We start from the raw sequence: 17,790 nt of genomic DNA, 5'->3' as shown, positions 1-17,790 counted from the left end.
GCTCTTTCCTCCTATATATCCTGTGGGTTTATGATATGGGGGATCTTCTTGATCTCTTCCCAGCGTTCACCTTCAACACGGTATCCCGTTCCCGGTCCCATGTAGTCATTCGGGGTGTTGACTCCGGAAAGCACATGGAAATCGCGGTCCAGAATGGCGGCTGTCTGCATGTAGTCACCTGCAACACGCTGCTTCAGCATGCTTAACACACTCTCTGCAATATCCTGAAAACCGGATTCTGCCAGAGCCTTTACCACATCCACTCCCGTTATTCCACGTTTTAAGACATCCTCGGCCGCCATTAAGTCGGCCGTCACGTCACGTTCAAGGGTATCTTTACTGCCATGTGCATAAGCGACCGCTTCTACCTGTTCATCAGATACCGGAGACAGGCCGAGCTGCCTGAAGACTGCCTGTATGGCCTTTCCGGCTTTCATCCTTACGCGGATCACTTCTTCCTCGGTAACCGGCTTCAGACCGCCGTCCACCTGCATGTCTCTCTGCAGTACATTGTAGTCATCAAAATCTTCCGCATCAAAATTGGAGCCTGCGAACATGTTGTCGTAGTTCGGCTCTGCGGCATAACCTGAAAAAATAAAATCGGTTCCCGGCAGGAACTGGAGCATTGTCCTTGCAGTCCTTCTCATGTCAGAATTGGAAAAACTCTGGTCATTGGAGGAAGCACATTCCAGACCGAGCAGTGCGGCAACGAGGTTCTCGCTCATGACTTCACGGATACCTCCCGGCACAGCTCCGGGTACACCGATACAGCTCACGGAACCGTTCTGGATTCCCTGGCTTCCCGCGCCCTTTGTTGCATAGAGGCAGCGGCATTCCAGATAGAGCATGGACTTCTTTTCGCTGTTCCCCATCAGCACCTCGGAACCGGAACCGGATGTGAACCGGACCTTCAGACCTCTGGATGCATAGGCGGAATTTAGAAAAGCTTTGGAATAAGGGGTGTCATCCCCGTCTATAAATACCTTTTCCGTGCCATAGACGGAAAGTGTCTCTGCATATGTAGTCAGCCCGCGGATTCCGAGTTCAAGCTCGGTAGCTTCCTCTGCGGAACATTGTGTGAGAACGCCCGGACGGCCGACCTGGGAACCAATCAAAAGCGCCATTGCACTCAGCGGCGCGTACCTTGCAACACCCATCGTCGTCTCTTCCTCGGCAAATCCCCTTAAGGCTCCCTCGGCGGCATCGGCGGCAATCTGTACCGGATCGTCTTTTAAGTTCGTAATATGGGCCTGATTTCCCGGGGTCTTACGTGCGCGTATCTTCTGCATCCCCATCATAAGCTCCACGACATTCAGATGGTTCATGACCTCGACCATCTTGGCAGGAGTGATCCCGCTTATGACTTCCAGAATCTCTTTTCTGGAAACATGGATATCCACGATCATCCTTGCAATATCGAGTGAAGGCACGGTCATGGACCTTTCTGCCCGGTCAACATTGATTGCATAATCGGCGATGAACTGGTCGATGAAGTCGAAATCCTCTCTTTCTTTGCCATCAAGTTCTGTCACTTTTCCGTTCTCTATCCTGATTGACGGCTTCGGATCGTATGGGCTGCTCATTGCGACAAACCCCATCTCCGGCCATTCGTTGATATAACCATCCAGATTCACGGGGCGCCTGTCCAGTGTTTCAATACGTTTTGATCTCTTCATATTTTCTCTTCTCCTAACGGAATTGGGATTACTGTTCATAGTATTTTAATTATACAACAACTACAGGGAAATAGCAACGAAATAATGTTCAAATCTAGCAAAAAACCACATCGCGTGTTGCTGAATGCCACACAAAACCACAATAATGTCATAGTCAGTTGTGGAATTGTTTAATTTGATAAGCAAATACATTTTCTTTCTGCTAACATACAAACTAATTCATTTCAATAAATGTTGGTTAATAAACTTAAATTTAATATGAAAGGCTTTACCCCTGACTGCTATACTGTCTAATCATGATATTAGAATTCAACTTTAAGATTGGATGTTAAATTAATTGAAAAATGCTATAATAGTTTTAGTATCAAGAATGTTCGGATTATTACAAGTTTTTTAACTTCATTCGAGAAGGGACTTATTATGAAAAGGAAACTTAAATATGCTATAGGTATCGTACTGGTTTTAATCCCCCTGCTATTGCCCTTTGTTTACAAGTACAAGGATTATTTGGACGATAAGCTGATAGACATAACAGTGATTGGTCAGGTAGTTGAAAATCAGGATACTTATTTAATCGTTAGGTTAGATTCGGACGGTCATTTGTGTGAGGCTGGTAAACCAGATAGCCTTGAAGATTTGTCTGAGTTTAAAGTAGGGGATAAAGTTTCTATTACTTATAGTGGCGGTATCCGCGAGCAAATTCCTGCTATCCTCGCTGAAGTAAATAAAATTGAATTGGTTGAGAAATAAATGAGTATCATATGGTATCTAGAAATATGCGGTTAACTTTGCTGATATACGAAAGTTAACCGCTTTTTCTATACATGTTTTATTTAACTATGAAATAAAAGTAAAGTAAAAGTGAAAGAATCTGAAAAATCGGATTGACAAAACGCAATTGCAATGATAATATCAAATTAAGCTTACAGATGTACATCTATTTTTTTTACTCCCTCTGATAATATCAGAGATAATACTAAAGGAAATAACAGTGATATCAACAAGAAAGGAAGTAACAGAGATGAATGGCAGAGAGCGTGTGACAGCAGCAATAAAAAAAGAACCGGTTGACGGGATTCCATCAAGTTTCTCACTCCATTTCCCGGCAGGATGTGAATATGGGGAGAAGGGCGCGGAAGCGCATCTGGAGTTTTTTGAGAAGACAGGCACAGACATCTATAAAATCATGAATGAGAATCTTTTGCCTGCATGTGAAGGTATCCGCTGCGGTGCGGACTGGAAACTGATTCCGGATTTTTCCAGAAATGATGCGTGGATGACGAGGCAGCTCGATCTTGTGAAACGGATACTGGACAAGTGTGAACCGGGACACTATACAATGGGGACACTCCACGGGATCGTGGCTTCCAGCCTGCACCTCATCGAGAAGACATACGGATACGATACGGGACGTCTGGTCATGCCGGAACATCTGCGGCAGGATAAAGACGCTGTGTTTGATGTATATAAACGGGTTGCCGATATCATGTGTGTGCTGGCCGAAGAATACATAAAGGCCGGGCTGGATTCTGTCTATTATGCGGCTCTGGGCGGAGAGTACCGTTACTATACGGATGAGGAATTCGAGACTTACATCGCACCTCTTGACAAACAGGTCATGTCAGCCATCAGGGAAAGCGGGGGTACTTGTTTCCTCCACATCTGCAAGGACAGACTGAATATGCAGCGCTATGCCGGTTATGGCAGGTACGCGGATGTTGTGAACTGGGGGATCTATGAGGCGCCGTTTACGATCGTACAGGCAAAGGAGCTATTTCCGGAGCCGGCTATCATGGGAGGCCTTGCAAACAGAAGCGGTGTACTCGTTGAAGGTACGGAGGAAGAGATCCGGACGGAGGTAAGAAAGATTATTCAGGAGAATGGAAAGACGGGCTTTATTCTGGGCGCGGACTGCACCATTCCTACAGAGATCGAGTGCTGGAGGGTAGAAGCGGCGGCAGAGGCGGCCAGAGAATAGGAGGAACGTGTATGTCATACAGATTAGCAGCGGATGTGGGCGGAACCTTTACAGATATTGTTTTGCTGAATGATGACACAGGCGTCTATGAGACAACAAAGGTGCTGACGACTCCGGACGCTCTGGAAAAAGGGATACTAAAGGGCTTTGATGAACTGGCCGGAGATAAGTACGGCCAGATAACCAGTATCGTACATGGTACGACATCAGGTTTGAATTCTGTAATCGAGAGAAGGGGCGCCCATTGCGCCCTCGTGACAACGAAGGGGTTCAGGGATGTATATGAGATAGCAAGGGCGAACCGGCCGGAAATCTATAATATCCGTTATCATAAGCCGGAGCCCCTGATACCGAGGAAAGATATCTATGAGATAGACGAGCGGGTTTCTTTTGAGGGGACGATTGAAAAGGAAGTTACAAAAGAGATGATGCGTGAAGTCATAGAGGCACTAAAAGGAAAATATGACTCCGTGGCGGTATGCCTGATCAACAGCTATGCAAATACGAAAAATGAGAAAGAGGTATGCAGGATTCTGGAGGAAGAGCTGGACGAAGGAACCATTATTACGGCGTCCCATGAGATCGCTAAAGAGTCAAGGGAATACGAGAGAGTCAGTACTTCTGTACTCAATGCCTACGTTGCGCCGAGTACAAGGAGACATGTCTTTGCACTATCAGAGGAGCTTCTGAAAAGAGGTTTCGGTGGAACTCTCTATATGATGCAGTCGAGCGGCGGTGTGATCCGTGCAGAGATGGCATCGTCCACGGCGGTATACACCCTGATGTCCGGACCTGTAGGAGGCGCTATCGGGGCGAGTGTGATTGACCGGGAAAATATCATCGGTTTTGATATTGGCGGCACAAGCTTTGATGTGAGTATTGTAGTGAATAACCGGATGGAAACCACAGTAGAAGCAGAAATCGAGGGATTTCCGGTACTGGCGCCGACTGTAAATGTGTTCAGTATCGGTGCAGGCGGCGGGAGCATTGCATGGAATGAGGCAGGCGGAATGCGTGTCGGCCCGCAGAGTGCCGGGGCGGCCCCGGGTCCGGTGTGCTATGGCAGGGGCGGAGAGAAGCCGACACTTACAGATGCGAATCTTGTGCTGGGACATATGTCTCCGGAGCATTTTTTAGGCGGCAGGATGCAGATTGATGCAGAAAAGACAATGGCTGCTTTTGAAGCGTACGGCAGGCAGTTTGGACTGGATGCGGAGGCTGCGGCTGAAGGGGTATGTGAGATTGCGAATCATAAGATGGCGGATGCCATCCGGGAACTTACGGTAAAGAGGGGGATCGACCCAAGGAACTTCTCGATCCTCGCATTCGGCGGTGCAGGCCCGATGCATGCGGCACTGATTGCAGAGATGCTGGATATAAAAGAAGTCATCGTCCCGGCGAACCCGGGTGTATTTTCCGCATGGGGCATGCTGCACGCGGACATACGGCATGATACGGGGCACACGAAGGTATGCCTGCTGTCTTCGCTTACAGAAGAGGACTTCCACCAGAACTTTGCAGAACTGAAGAAGGAACTGGATGAGGTGCTTCTGAAAGAAGGGCTGCAGAATGAGGAGAGAAACTATATCTGTGCGCTCGATATGCGCTATTTTGGTCAGGAGTATACCATTTCCGTAGAGAAGTTAAAAGGATATGTGCCGGCGTGGAACAGCGGGAACTGGGATTATCAAAGAAATGAGTTTACATTTCACGGGGATATCCGTAAGCTGGAGTTCGGGGAGAAAAACTTTCCGGGGATATTCGGACTTTCGAAGGCTGTTGAATATATAGGTGAAATCGGTGAAATGAAGGATGTTGAAGCAAGAATCCGTAAACTGACGTGTTACCTGTTCGAAAAACTGAAAGTAATAAAGGGTGTACGGATCATCGGACCGGAGGATGCGTCATGCCGATGTGGAACGCTGGGATTTGTCATGGAAGGGAAAACGTGCGGGGAGATCGCGGCTTATTTGAATCAAAACGGAGTCGGAATGATGGGCCACCACTTTTTCTGCCCCGGTGTTACAGAGCTCTTTGGTATAGAAGGGACGGCGCGGCTGTCGGTCCATTACTGGAACACGGAAGAGGAGATTGACTTGGTAACGGAGCTGTTGGAAAACATGCAGGGTGAATCGTATGGAGAGACATAATCAGCAATATATCAGGCTGCTGGAAAAAGAACTGGTCCCGGCCTTCGGGTGTACAGAGCCGATCGCCATTGCCTATGCAGCGGCGTACGCAAGAGAAGTACTGGGGGCAATGCCTAAAGAAGTTGACGTTAAGGTCAGCAGCAATATTATTAAGAATGTAAAAAGTGTTACGATACCGAATACGGGCGGAATGAAGGGAATAGAAGCTGCTGCTGCGGCCGGCATCGCGGCTGGGGACCCGCAGAAGAAACTGGAAGTAATCTCGGCTGTCACTGAAGAACAGATTCCTTTGATCAGAAAATTTTTAGAACAGGTGCCTGTCAGGGTATCTGCGAGCGAAAACGATGAGGTCTTTGATATCAGGGTTTCCGTAAAAGACAATGAGAAACAGGCGCTTGTCCGTATTGTCAGAGAGCATATAAATATCGTATATGTGGAAAAAGACGGGAAGACTGTATTTCAAAAAACGGAAGAAACAGGGCTCGAAAACACGGAGACTGCTCTTACAATCGAGCAGATTGTTGAATTTGCGGACGAGGCAGCAATCGATGAAATCAGACCCCTTATCCGCAGGCAGATAGATTTTAACATGGCAATTGCCAGGGAAGGAATTGCACACGAATATGGAGGCTCTGTGGGTCGGACCATATTGTCCCATTCTGCACAGACACCGGCAGATAAGGCGAGGGCCTATGCAGCGGCCGGGTCGGATGCACGGATGAGCGGCTGTACACTTCCGGTCATTATCGTGTCGGGCAGCGGGAACCAGGGGATTACCGCTTCTGTTCCGATTGCCGTATATGCGGCAGAAAAAGGATTCGATGAGGAGAAGATGATCCGCGCGGTTGCACTTTCGGACCTGCTTACCATATATCAGAGGCAGTTCATTGGCAGGCTGTCGGCATACTGTGGTGCCGTCAATGCGGGGTGTGCCAGCGCGGCAGGGATTGCATATCTGGAGGGCGGGGGCTTTGAGGAAGTCGCCCACACCCTGATTAACTCACTGGCTGCGGTATCCGGCGTGATCTGTGATGGGGCAAAACCCTCCTGTGCGGCCAAGATCGCGGCATCAGTCGAGGCAGGCCTGCTCGGATATGATATGTTCAGGGATAAGAAAGAATTTGTCGGCGGTGACGGCATTGTAACGTGTGATGCGGATGAAACGATCAAGAACGTAGGTATTCTGGGGAAAGAGGGAATGAGGCAGACTGACCGTAAGATTATCGAAATCATGCTGCAAAGGACAGAAAGCAGAAATCACCGCTGTGCACGGGGAACCTGTGAATAGAAGTAAGAAATCAGATGCAGGAGACTTCCAAAATATGGTATACTATTTACACTTAGCGAGGTTCTATCGAGCTTAGTGAAAATGCATACCTGGACACTTGATGAGGTCCTTTCGAATCTAGTGTACATGGTATACTATTTACACTTAGCGAGGTTCTATCGAGCTTAGTGAAAATGCATACCTGGACACTTGATGAGGTCCTTTCGAATCTAGTGTACATGGTATACTATTTGTATTTACCACCTCAAATATAATAGATCGGGGAGAAACTTATGGCGGAAACGATAAAACTGAAAGACCAGATATATGAGAAGGTTTTGAATGAGATTACAGAAGGTTATTATCAGCAGAATGAAATTATCACGGAGCGGGAATTGATCGAAAAGTATGGAGTCAGCAAATCTCCGGTCAGGGAGGCACTGATTGAACTCTGTAATGAAAAGGTTTTAGAAAGCCGTCCCCGGATGGGCTACCAGATACGTCCCATTTCGATGAAGGAGATATCCGATATCGTGGAACTGCGTGTGATTCTGGAGCTGGCGGCACTGCGAAAGACATTTACGATTCTGGACGAGCACCATATCCGGCTGCTGAAAGAAAATATTTCTGAGGCGAATGAGATCCATGAAGGGAAAAACATGATGAAGCACTGGAAAAGCAACATCAGCTTCCATCTGCTCCTATGCAGTTTCTGCGGAAATACACAGATTACCACAGAGGTAGAGAGGGCCCTGAAGTTTTCCTACCGCGGAGCGATCCAGTACTTTTCCGTGTCATGGAACCGGCGTCATGATACGAAGGCACAGCGGCACAAGAAACTAATTGAGGCGATGTCAGAGCGTAATCTGGAACTGTCTCTGGATATCCTGAAAGAAGATATTGAAGATCTGAAGCGGGAGATTATCGAGGAATTCAGCTAAGCGGAGCTTGTCCGGTGTATGGAAATGGCTTAAGGGGAACCGGCGTGGCACAGGTCACGCCGGTTTTGCTGTGTCCGGGCTGCTGTATTTGAAATTTGGGTGGATGTAATCTGTGAAAAATCGTATAATGGTAAAAAGGGATTTCATTGCGGGAGGTTTTTCCCGCAGAGAAAGAAGGAGCGCTTTATGCGGATAACCAGTTTAAGAATCCGGAATTTTAAATCAATTCAGAACATGTATCTGGATGACATTGATAATGCCCTGATTCTCGTGGGTCAGAATAATACAGGAAAAACGGCGGTTCTGGACGCTATACGTGCAGTCGGGGGATCCTACTGTATCCGGCCGGAGGATTTTCAGGAAAATTTTCCGAATATTGAGGTGTTTGTGACGCTGCAGTTCGAGGAGCAGGATTTACTGCGCCTGCATGAGCGCGGGATTGTGAGCCAGTACAGGCGGCTGGAGGCATGGCAGAAGGATTTTAGGAGGAAACTGCCCTCCTTTGACGACCAGAGGGTGCTGTCCTTTGAATTTTCTGCAAATAAAGACGGACGCATCCGGTATCATGACGGGGTCCAGAAAAATAACCCCTATATTAAAGAAGTGTTTCCACAGATTTACTATATGGATACGCAGAGGGACTTAGACCAGCTCCAGGAGGATCTGCTGATGCTTCAGGAGGATGAGCTTCTGAAAAAAATGAGGCGTGACTGCTGTATCTTTGATCAGTCAAAGACATGCAACCACTGCTTTGCCTGTATCGGGCTGATTAACCAGAAAAAACCGGAAGAGCTGGATGCATTTGAGACGGCGAAGCTTTTGGACTATAAGCTTTACCAGCTGAATCTGGGTGATTTTGCGAAGCGGGTGAACGAGAATTTTAAGAAGAACGGCGGGCAGGAAGAGATCATTTATTCCATGAACCGGGATGTAGAGCGGATGCTCCTTGTTACTGCGGAGATCAGGAACCGGGAGAAAAGCGCCACTCGCCCGATCGGCCAGATGGGAAAGGGCATGCGCAGTGTCTATATGCTGTCCCTTCTGGAAACCTATGCTGAGGGGGAGGACCGGGTGCCAAGTATTATCATGGTGGAGGACCCTGAGATATTCCTCCACCCGAGGCTTCAGAAAGTGTCCGGGGAGATCCTTTACCGTTTGTCAAGGAAGAACCAGGTTATATTTTCGACACATTCACCAAATCTCCTCGCCAATTTCAGCAGCAGGCAGATCCGGCAGACCGTGCTGGATGAAGAGGGATTTTCAACGGTTCGAGAAAAGACCGACATCAGTGCAATTCTGGATGATCTGGGATATACGGCGAATGATCTGATGAACGTGAACTTTGTCTTTATAGTGGAAGGCAAACAGGATAAGAGCAGGCTCCCGCTGCTGATCAGGAAATATTATTCGGAAACATTTGACGAGGAGGGGAACCTGTCCAGAATCGCGATTATCACTACAAACAGCTGTACGAATATCAAGACTTATGCGAATCTGAAATACATGAACCAGATATATTTAAGGGACCAGTTTCTGATGATCCGCGACGGGGACGGCGATGACCCGGAAAAGCTGAAACACCAGCTCTGCAGGTATTATGAGGAGCGGAACAAGGAAGATATTGATAAGCTTCCGCGGGTCATGCCCCAGAATGTCCTGATCCTTCACTACTATTCTTTCGAAAACTATTTTCTGAACCCGAAGATTATGGCACAGCTCGGGGTGATTGGGTCGGAAGAGGAATTTTATGAGATTTTTATTCAGAAATGGAAAGAATATCTTTACAAGATCAGAAGCGGCAGGCATCTGCGTGAGGTTCTGGGGAAGGATCTTGAGACGGCCGGGGACGTGAAGATGTATATGGAAGAGATCAGGGTCTATCTGCGCGGGCATAACCTGTATGATATATTTTATGGAAGATATAAGGCACAGGAACAGGAACTGCTGACGAGATACATCGAACTGGCGCCGAGGGAGGATTTTAAAGATATACTCGACTCCATTGACAGATTCATTTATTTCGAGAGCAGAAAAAAACAGAAACTTTAGGAGGAGAAAAGGGATGCTGACATGTACTTATATAGTAGAAAGAATTGACGGCGATTATGCTTTGCTTCGAAGGACGGATGAGACAGACCCGAAAGCGGAGCCGAAGCTGGTGGCGAGGGCGCTTTTGCCTATGGAGATTAGGGAGGGCAGTAGGCTGTTGTACGAATATCTCCAGTACAGCATTATTGATTAGCGCACCCCATGTTAGAGGGAGGAATGGTAAAAATGGCAGATAGACAGGGTGCAGACAGGGACGTGGCAGCGTTTTGTGATTGGTTTCAGAGAAACAGCGGGGAGATGATGCGGACGGCGGATGATATTTTCCGGCATCCGGAGCTTTCCGGGGAGGAGGTTTATTCTTCCAGACGTCTGGCGGATTTCCTTGAGGAAAGAGGGTTTGAGATCAGGTGGAATGTTGCAGGATTCGAGACTGCGTTTATCGCGGAGTGGGGCAGCGGGAAGCCGGTGATCGGATTTCTGGCTGAATACGACGCTCTCCCCGGACTGGGACAGGAACCGGTGGCTGAATACGAGCCGTCCGGCGGGCCGGGACACGGGTGTGGCCACAATCTTCTTGGTACGGCGTGTGCCGGGGCCGCCTGTGCACTAAAAGAGCAGATGGAAAACAGCGGTACTGCTGGAACGGTCCGGGTGTATGGATGTCCGGCGGAAGAAATCGTAATCGGTAAGATTCAGATGAATGAGGCCGGTGTATTTGATGACCTTTCCGTGGCTGTGACATGGCATCCTTTTGACAGGAACCGGGTGAGCTACGATATCTGGCAGGCGCAGGATGTAAAAAATTATAAGTTTTACGGGACGGCGGCCCATGCGTCAAAACATCCCGAGCTGGGGCGCAGTGCGCTTGACGCGGCGGAACTTATGAATGTGGGCGTGAATTATCTGCGGGAACATGTGGCAGATGATGTGCGGATGCACTACACGTACACAAATACAGACGGACCAGCCAACATTGTCCCGGATTATGCTGCAACAAATTATTTCATCCGTTCCGGCAAACGTTCCCGGACGGAAAATGCGTCCATGCGTGTGGATGACTGTGCAAAGGGCGCTGCACTGATGACCGGTACGAGAGTGGAAATCGAGCTTGTGACGAGTAATAAAGAAATGAAGGTGAACCGGACACTTTCGGAAATATTTTTCCATGCTATGGAGCAGGTTCCGGTACCGGAGTACACGAAGGAGGAAGTTCAGTTTGCAAAGAAGGTAAGCCAGGCGGCAGGCCTTGAGAATGACGGTGTCTATTTTTCGGGGCTGGAGCCTCTGGAGGAGGAACCGGTATTGCTGTCTATAGGAACCGATGTTTCTGATGTGAGTCATACCGTGCCGACGGTCATGTTAAGCGCCCAGGCGATGTGCAAGGGGACGCCGCTCCACCACTGGTCCGCTGCGGCTCAGGCCGGGATGGGCATCGGGCAGAAGGGGATGCTGTATGTGGCGGAGTGTATGGCACTTGGCAGCTGGATTCTGGTGAAGCATCCTGAAAAGATTGAAGAGGCGTGGAAGGAAATGTAAAGGACAGATACTCTCGGTTCATTATTCACAAAGGAGGTCATGTTATGGGGATTACTGCAGCATTTATGGTACCGCATCCGCCGCTGATTGTGCCGGATATCGGGCGGGGGGAAGAGCAGAAGATTAAAAGGACAATTGATGCTTACCGGAAGATTGCGGAACGGATCGGGCAGCTCCAGCCGGAGACGGTCGTTTTGACAACACCGCATCAGGTTATGTATGCGGATTATTTCCACATTTCCCCGGGAAAAGGTGCGAAGGGAGATTTCGGACAGTTTGGCGCAGGGCATGTTAAAATGGAAGTCCGGTATGACGAAGCGTTTGTGGAACATCTCTGCGGACTGGCCGATGCACATGACCTGAATGCGGGGACACTGGGGGAGCGGGACAAACGTCTGGATCACGGAACGATGGTACCGCTTTACTTTGTAAATCAGTTCTGGAAAGAATATAAACTTGTCAGGATCGGTTTATCAGGCCTTCCTCTCACAAAGCATTATGAACTTGGACAGTGTATCAAAGAAACAACGGAGGAACTGGGGAGAAACGTCGTGCTGATAGCAAGCGGGGATTTATCCCACCATCTGAAGGAGGAAGGACCTTATGGATACAGGAAAGAGGGACCGGAATATGATGCGCGGATCATGGAGGTAATGGGGCGCGGAGAATTCGGGGAACTGCTGGAATTTTCGGAAGATTTTTGTGAGAAGGCGGGAGAGTGCGGACACCGGTCGTTTACTATTATGGCCGGAGCGCTGGATGCGGCCGAAGTGGTTGCAGAGAGGATGTCTTATGAGGGCCCGTTTGGTGTAGGATATGGTGTCTGCGGTTATGCAGTCTGCGGAAGAAATCAGGAACGGAATTATAAGGATCAGTATGAAAAGAAGGAGCGGGAGCGTGTGCTTGCCGGACAAAAGAAAGAGGATGCTTATGTGCAGCTTGCGCGCAGGACGATTGAGGCGTATGTGCGTACAGGGGAAATGATTCCGGTTCCGGAAGGGCTGCCGGAGGAAATGTACAGAAAGAGGGCGGGAGCATTTGTTTCGATCAAGGAGGAGGGCCGGCTGAGGGGCTGTATCGGAACAATTCAGGCGGCGCAGCCTTCCCTTGTGCAGGAGATCATTGAGAATGCAGTCAGTGCATGTTCGCGTGATCCGAGGTTTCCTGCGATAGGACGGGAGGAGCTGGATAAACTGTCAATCAGCGTGGATGTCCTCGGAGATACAGAAAAGATCAGTTCTGCAGAGGAACTGGACGTAAAGCGCTATGGCGTTGTTGTGACCAGAGGGTATAAAAGAGGGCTCCTGCTTCCGAATCTGGACGGTGTGGATACGGTTGAGGAGCAGATTGCGATTGCAAAAAGGAAAGCGGGGATCGGAGAAAATGACGGGGTGAAGCTGGAACGTTTTGAGGTTGTACGGCATTACTGATTTGAAAAAGGAGATGAATGGACGATGAAGGTAATCTGTCAGGTATGTATGCACCACTGCCAGCTTGAAGAAGGCAAAAGCGGTATCTGCAGGGCAAGAAAGAACGAAGGTGGAAGTATCGTTTGTTCAAACTATGGGCAGGTGACATCACTTGCCCTTGACCCGATTGAGAAGAAGCCCCTCCGTATGTTCCGTCCCGGGACGATGATTTTGTCGGCCGGAAGCTACGGATGTAATCTGCGGTGTCCGTTTTGCCAGAACCATGAGATATCTATGGCTGGGGAAATAGATTCAGAGACTTTGTACCTCTCTCCACAGGATCTGGCAGATAAGGCGGCGGAATACAGATCAATCGGCAATATAGGAATTGCCTACACATACAATGAACCACTGGTCGGCTATGAATATGTGCGGGACACGTCCAGACTGGTAAAGGAGGCGGGGATGGTAAATGTTCTGGTAACCAATGGTTCTGCGAGCCTTCCGGTGCTGGAAGAGATTCTTCCATATATCGATGCCATGAACATCGACCTGAAGGGTTTTTCACAGGAATATTACCGGAAACTGGGCGGTGATCTTGAGACGGTAAAGAACTTTATCGAACGGTCCGCACAAACCTGCCATGTGGAACTCACGACGCTGATCGTCCAGGGGGAGAATGACAGCACCCGTGAAATGGAAGCAGAAGCCGGGTGGATCGCCTCCCTGAATGCAGAAATCCCCCTCCACGTGACACGTTTTTTCCCGCAGTACCATATGAAAGACCGCCCGGCGACCGATGTCGAAAGGGTATATGAGCTGGCGGATACGGCACGGAAGTATTTGAAACATGTATTTGTAGGGAATTGTTAAAGAAAGGTGGAAAATGAAGATCATCGTAGACGCAGATGCCTGCCCGGTGGTAGGCATCGTTGAGAAAACCGCTGAAAAAGAAAACATACCGGTTATATTAGTCTGTGACACGGCGCATATCTTCCAGACTTCATACAGTCAGGTAGTAACCGTAGAAAAAGGAGCCGATTCCGCAGACTTTAAAATCGTTACCCTGTCAGAAAAAGGAGACATCGTAGTCACCCAGGATTACGGCGTAGCCTCCATGTGCCTTGGAAAAGGCGTGTTTCCGATACATCAGAGCGGAAAGTGGTATACACTGGAAAACATAGACCAGATGATGTTTGAACGCCATATCGCGAAAGAAGTCCGCAGGAAGTCAAAGAAAAATCACTTAAAAGGACCAAGGAAACGAACGAAGGAAGACGATGAACATTTTAAAGAATCACTGATCCGGCTGATCGGAAAAGTTCAGAATATTCAGAAAACGGACCGCAAAAGGGTCTGACCCCTTTGCGGAAAACCGCCGTTTTAGGCAGAGAGGAATTGAAAATAGGGATGGAATTGTTTGATATTACGAGAGAATTGTTCAGTTCAAGGGTTTATCCGGGAGACCCGGCCCCGGAGTATGACAGGATTATGGAAGTGAAGAATGGGGATGCCTGTAATTTGACTTATCTGAAAATGTGTGCACATAACGGCACGCATATGGATGCACCGAGGCATTTTCTGGATGAGGGGAAATCGATTGATGAGCTGCCGCTTGAGCAGGTTATGGGTGTCTGTCATGTGCTAAGGTATGATGGAGAACTGGATGGGGAAACTGCAAAAATGCTGATATCGGGCAGGGGGAAGAAAATTCTCTGGAAGGGAGATGTGGTTTTTTCGGAGGATGCAGCCGGGGCATTTGCGGAAGCGGGACTTGAACTGATAGGGGTCGAGAGCCAGACTGTGGGACCAGCAGACGATACGGAAGGCGTGCATAAGATCCTGCTCGGGGCCGGTATGGCTATTTTAGAGGGTCTTGTTTTGGAAGAGGTGGAAGAGGGAGCATATTTCCTGTGCGCCCAGCCGCTGAAATTAGCGGGATGCGACGGGGCGCCGTGCAGGGCGGTGCTGGTCAAAGAATGATGAGCGGCAGGAGTGTCCGTCGATCTATAGAGAAAATTCCTCATCCTTATTATCTCCGGTTTTCAAAAAAATATATTCACTGTCATTGGAAAGGTCTTTTGAAAATGCATAGCCGAGCCGGTCAAATTCCCGGACGCCGGTTATTTTAGTTACTTGATTTTCGGCCATCCAGCGCACCATCTCCCCGCGGGCCATTTTTGCCTGGGTTCCCTTTACTTTTACTTTTCCGTTTGTCTCTTCGCCGAAAACGCAGGTGACGCAGGATACGGGGGGAGCAATATAAGGAAGGACTGCCTTGCTGTATTCAGCGGATGCCAGATTGAGTATCTGGAGATCACTGGCGTCTGTATCTTGTACCAGTTTGTCGTAAATCTTATTTTCCCAGAATTGATAGAGATCTTTTTTATCATCTGTCTTTAACTTTGCCTGCATTTCCAGACGGTAGGGAATGACTCCGTCCGTGGGAGCGAGGATTCCGTAGAACCCGGATAAAATGCGGAGATGTTCAGAGACGTAATTCCATTGTGCATCTGAAAAGATGTGGGGTGCCATGTACTGGTACTGAATCCCCTCGTAGGCAATAAGCGCCGGGGTGAGGTTTTTGTTCAGATTGTATGTATGGAGGCGCCCATAATTTAAGTCGGCCAGCTTATCGCTGCACTGCCATAACTTCTTCAGGTCTTCGCGCGCCATTTCCTTCAGCATGCTTTGGATCAACCTTGTCTCTTCCATAAATACCGGCTGGGTAAGCGTACAGTCATATTCGTCGATGATATTCATTTTTTTTGCAGGCGAAATAATAATTTTTATCATAAGTTTATCCTTTCTCTTTGTCAGTCCTCAACGGGCAGTCTTCTACATATTCCAGAATATCTCCGGGCTGGCACTTAAGTTCTTTACATATGGCTTCCAGCGTTGAAAACCGGATTGCCTTAACCTTGCCAGTTTTTAAATTGGACAGATTTACATTGGTGATCCCTACTTTTTCGGCAAGCTCTTTTAAGGAAATCTTCCTGTCAGCCATGACACGGTCTAATCTTAGTATAATTGCCATAGGTATTTCTCCTTATAACGTTTCATCAGATTCCTGTTGGAGGTAACATCCCCTTGCAAAAATATCCGCCAGAAGAAATGTAAATATTCCAGCCAGAATCCAGCTCGGTTCATATGGATTCACACAGTTGAACCGGTGGAGGTTAACAACATTTACGCTCACCTGTATAAACAATTTGCTTAATGAACCCATACAAATCATAATAATCCCTATTTTCTTAATGCAGGATGTCGTTCCGGCAGTAAACGGCGTATAGGAACCTTTCAGATTTTTGAATAGGATTCTCCCCAGATTTATGATCACGAGTAAAGGGATATCTTTAAACAGGAAGCAGGCAATAGTTATGGAAAGTGCAAACAGTTTACCGTTGGTGATTCCGTCATATACTGCCAGATAATCAAAAGGAATTCTGTAGTAACCAAAGAGTCCCGGGAAAATATAACGACTTTCATTAGCCGATACTTGAATGGCGGAAGCCGGCTGTGATGCAAAGTAAATGATATTTACAACACTTGCAAGAGTTCTGTACACAAAAAATATGAAAAGAAAGCAGAACAGAACGCGGGCGAGACTAAGATGCCATAGAGGCGGAGGGGACATGGTTTTATTTTCGCTCATTATAGAAAGCTCCTTTCTTTAAAAACGGCAGGTATAGGATGAGATTCTTTAATAAATCATATTGGCAGGGTTCCTTAATTAAAGTATATGTGAGTGGTTATAGAAAGTCAATAATTTATTAATGATAAACGATAATATTTTATCCTTGACATAACGATATTGTAGTATCAAGAGAAGTCATGGTACAATAGCACTATAATGTCGGGGTAAAAGAAGTTTTGTCTCTGACACCATATTATTGAAATAAGAGAGGACATTTTACAATGAAGAAAATAATACTTGCCTCCGCCTCTCCGCGCCGCAGAGAACTGCTATCGCAGATTGGGCTGGAGTTTGAAATCGTGATAAGCCATAAAGAGGAAAGCTATGAAAGTACCAGGCCGGAAGAAATCGTGAAAGAACTGGCACTGATGAAAGCAGAAAATGTGGCTTCCGAATTGAGGGAAAAAGGGGGACTGGAAGACACCGTTGTGATCGGGGCAGATACGATAGTAGCTTTGGACCAACAGATACTGGGCAAACCAAAGGACGAAGAAGATGCATATCAAATGCTCACCAGCCTTCAGGGAAGGTCCCATCAGGTATTCACCGGCGCAGCCATCCTGGATTTTGACCAGACCGGAAACTGTCAGGTAAGCAGCCATGCTGTGGAGACCAGAGTGTATGTACATGAAATGGACAGACAGGAAATACTCTCATATATAGAAAGTAAAGAACCAATGGACAAGGCCGGGGCATACGGAATACAGGGGAAATTTGCCGCTTATATTGATAAAATAGAAGGAGACTATTATAACGTAGTTGGACTTCCGGTTTCGCATATATACCAGCAATTAAAGAAAACCGGAATTACCCAATCACCGAAAGGGGCAGCAGATAAATGAAAAAACGTGAGGCATCAAACTGCGAATATTGTATGAACTATGAATATGATGAAGATTACGAATGCTACATCTGTACACAGAATCTGGATGAAGATGAAATGGTGCGGTTTGTGAAGGGGGACTTTCATGAGTGCCCCTATTATCGTGGTGGAGACGAATATAAAATCGTCAGGAAACAGATGTAACGTATAGGGGTCAGACCCCTTTGCGGACCACTTTCAGAATATTCTGGAATATGAAATAAA

18 protein-coding genes are annotated in these 17,790 nt (G+C 47.7%); 14 read left to right on the top strand and 4 right to left on the bottom strand.

Annotated features, from left to right (window positions below; genetic code table 11):
- Positions 1 to 11 precede the first annotated feature (11 nt).
- Positions 12 to 1,676 carry a propanediol/glycerol family dehydratase large subunit gene (locus DWX43_RS20315; RefSeq protein ID WP_118621632.1) on the bottom strand — a complete coding sequence of 555 codons (1,665 nt, stop codon included), beginning with the start codon at positions 1,674 to 1,676 and terminating at the stop codon, positions 12 to 14.
- 420 nt (positions 1,677 to 2,096) lie between these two features.
- On the opposite strand from DWX43_RS20315, the gene DWX43_RS20310 reads away from it, so the two are divergent.
- From DWX43_RS20310 to DWX43_RS20255, 12 genes are all read left to right on the top strand, one after another.
- Positions 2,097 to 2,426 carry a hypothetical protein gene (locus DWX43_RS20310; protein ID WP_118621631.1) on the top strand — a complete coding sequence of 110 codons (330 nt, stop codon included), beginning with the start codon at positions 2,097 to 2,099 and terminating at the stop codon, positions 2,424 to 2,426.
- A gap of 271 nt (positions 2,427 to 2,697) precedes the next feature.
- Positions 2,698 to 3,654 carry a uroporphyrinogen decarboxylase family protein gene (locus tag DWX43_RS20305; RefSeq protein ID WP_118621630.1) on the top strand — a complete coding sequence of 319 codons (957 nt, stop codon included), beginning with the start codon at positions 2,698 to 2,700 and terminating at the stop codon, positions 3,652 to 3,654.
- 11 nt (positions 3,655 to 3,665) lie between these two features.
- Positions 3,666 to 5,804 (top strand): aminotransferase class V-fold PLP-dependent enzyme, encoded by a 2,139-nt coding sequence (locus tag DWX43_RS20300; RefSeq protein WP_118621629.1) that lies wholly within the window; start codon positions 3,666 to 3,668, stop codon positions 5,802 to 5,804.
- Entirely contained in the window at positions 5,791 to 7,092 is a 1,302-nt protein-coding gene (locus DWX43_RS20295; protein WP_118621628.1) for an L-serine ammonia-lyase, iron-sulfur-dependent, subunit alpha, read from the top strand. Before DWX43_RS20300 ends, DWX43_RS20295 begins: the two co-directional genes overlap by 14 nt.
- A gap of 272 nt (positions 7,093 to 7,364) precedes the next feature.
- Complete coding sequence (locus DWX43_RS20290; protein ID WP_118621627.1) at positions 7,365 to 8,012, top strand: GntR family transcriptional regulator; 648 nt, start codon at positions 7,365 to 7,367, stop codon at positions 8,010 to 8,012.
- Positions 8,013 to 8,198: 186 nt separating this feature from the next.
- On the top strand, positions 8,199 to 10,061 hold the full coding sequence (locus tag DWX43_RS20285; protein WP_118621626.1) for an AAA family ATPase: 1,863 nt from the start codon (positions 8,199 to 8,201) through the stop codon (positions 10,059 to 10,061).
- Between the two features lie 13 nt (positions 10,062 to 10,074).
- On the top strand, positions 10,075 to 10,254 hold the full coding sequence (locus tag DWX43_RS20280) for a chorismate--pyruvate lyase (RefSeq protein ID WP_118621625.1): 180 nt from the start codon (positions 10,075 to 10,077) through the stop codon (positions 10,252 to 10,254).
- A 32-nt stretch (positions 10,255 to 10,286) separates the two neighbouring features.
- Positions 10,287 to 11,597, top strand: coding sequence for an amidohydrolase (locus tag DWX43_RS20275; RefSeq protein WP_118621624.1), 1,311 nt, complete (start codon positions 10,287 to 10,289; stop codon positions 11,595 to 11,597).
- Positions 11,598 to 11,641: 44 nt separating this feature from the next.
- Positions 11,642 to 13,027: an AmmeMemoRadiSam system protein A gene (gene amrA / locus DWX43_RS20270; RefSeq protein ID WP_118621623.1), complete on the top strand. Its 1,386-nt coding sequence runs from the start codon at positions 11,642 to 11,644 to the stop codon at positions 13,025 to 13,027.
- A 24-nt stretch (positions 13,028 to 13,051) separates the two neighbouring features.
- Positions 13,052 to 13,879 carry an AmmeMemoRadiSam system radical SAM enzyme gene (amrS, locus tag DWX43_RS20265; protein ID WP_118621622.1) on the top strand — a complete coding sequence of 276 codons (828 nt, stop codon included), beginning with the start codon at positions 13,052 to 13,054 and terminating at the stop codon, positions 13,877 to 13,879.
- Positions 13,880 to 13,892: 13 nt separating this feature from the next.
- Positions 13,893 to 14,366, top strand: coding sequence for a YaiI/YqxD family protein (locus tag DWX43_RS20260; RefSeq protein WP_118621621.1), 474 nt, complete (start codon positions 13,893 to 13,895; stop codon positions 14,364 to 14,366).
- Between the two features lie 38 nt (positions 14,367 to 14,404).
- Entirely contained in the window at positions 14,405 to 14,989 is a 585-nt protein-coding gene (locus DWX43_RS20255; protein ID WP_243099408.1) for a cyclase family protein, read from the top strand.
- 24 nt (positions 14,990 to 15,013) lie between these two features.
- Here the strand turns inward: DWX43_RS20255 and yaaA are convergent, their stop codons facing one another.
- From yaaA to DWX43_RS20240, 3 genes are read right to left on the bottom strand one after another with little or no spacing between them, the layout of a single operon-like run.
- A complete protein-coding gene (gene yaaA / locus DWX43_RS20250) occupies positions 15,014 to 15,802 on the bottom strand; it encodes a peroxide stress protein YaaA (RefSeq protein ID WP_118621619.1) in 789 nt (262 codons plus the stop codon).
- A 4-nt stretch (positions 15,803 to 15,806) separates the two neighbouring features.
- On the bottom strand, positions 15,807 to 16,043 hold the full coding sequence (locus tag DWX43_RS20245; protein WP_118621618.1) for a helix-turn-helix transcriptional regulator: 237 nt from the start codon (positions 16,041 to 16,043) through the stop codon (positions 15,807 to 15,809).
- 12 nt (positions 16,044 to 16,055) lie between these two features.
- Positions 16,056 to 16,661, bottom strand: coding sequence for a hypothetical protein (locus DWX43_RS20240; RefSeq protein WP_118621617.1), 606 nt, complete (start codon positions 16,659 to 16,661; stop codon positions 16,056 to 16,058).
- A gap of 263 nt (positions 16,662 to 16,924) precedes the next feature.
- On the opposite strand from DWX43_RS20240, the gene DWX43_RS20235 reads away from it, so the two are divergent.
- Both DWX43_RS20235 and DWX43_RS20230 read left to right on the top strand, forming a co-directional pair.
- Positions 16,925 to 17,545, top strand: a complete 621-nt coding sequence (locus DWX43_RS20235) for a Maf family protein (protein WP_118621616.1) — start codon at positions 16,925 to 16,927, stop codon at positions 17,543 to 17,545.
- The gene (locus DWX43_RS20230) at positions 17,542 to 17,730 is read left to right on the top strand and encodes a DUF6472 family protein (protein ID WP_118621615.1); all 189 of its coding nucleotides are present in this window, start codon (positions 17,542 to 17,544) and stop codon (positions 17,728 to 17,730) included. Before DWX43_RS20235 ends, DWX43_RS20230 begins: the two co-directional genes overlap by 4 nt.
- Positions 17,731 to 17,790 lie beyond the last annotated feature (60 nt).

The sequence above is a fragment of the Clostridium sp. AF19-22AC genome (assembly GCF_003479085.1).
GTDB lineage: Bacteria > Bacillota > Clostridia > Lachnospirales > Lachnospiraceae > Faecalicatena_A > Faecalicatena_A orotica.
The sequence above is the reverse complement of the archived record's forward strand: the minus strand, read 5'-3'. Positions and strand labels throughout refer to the sequence as shown.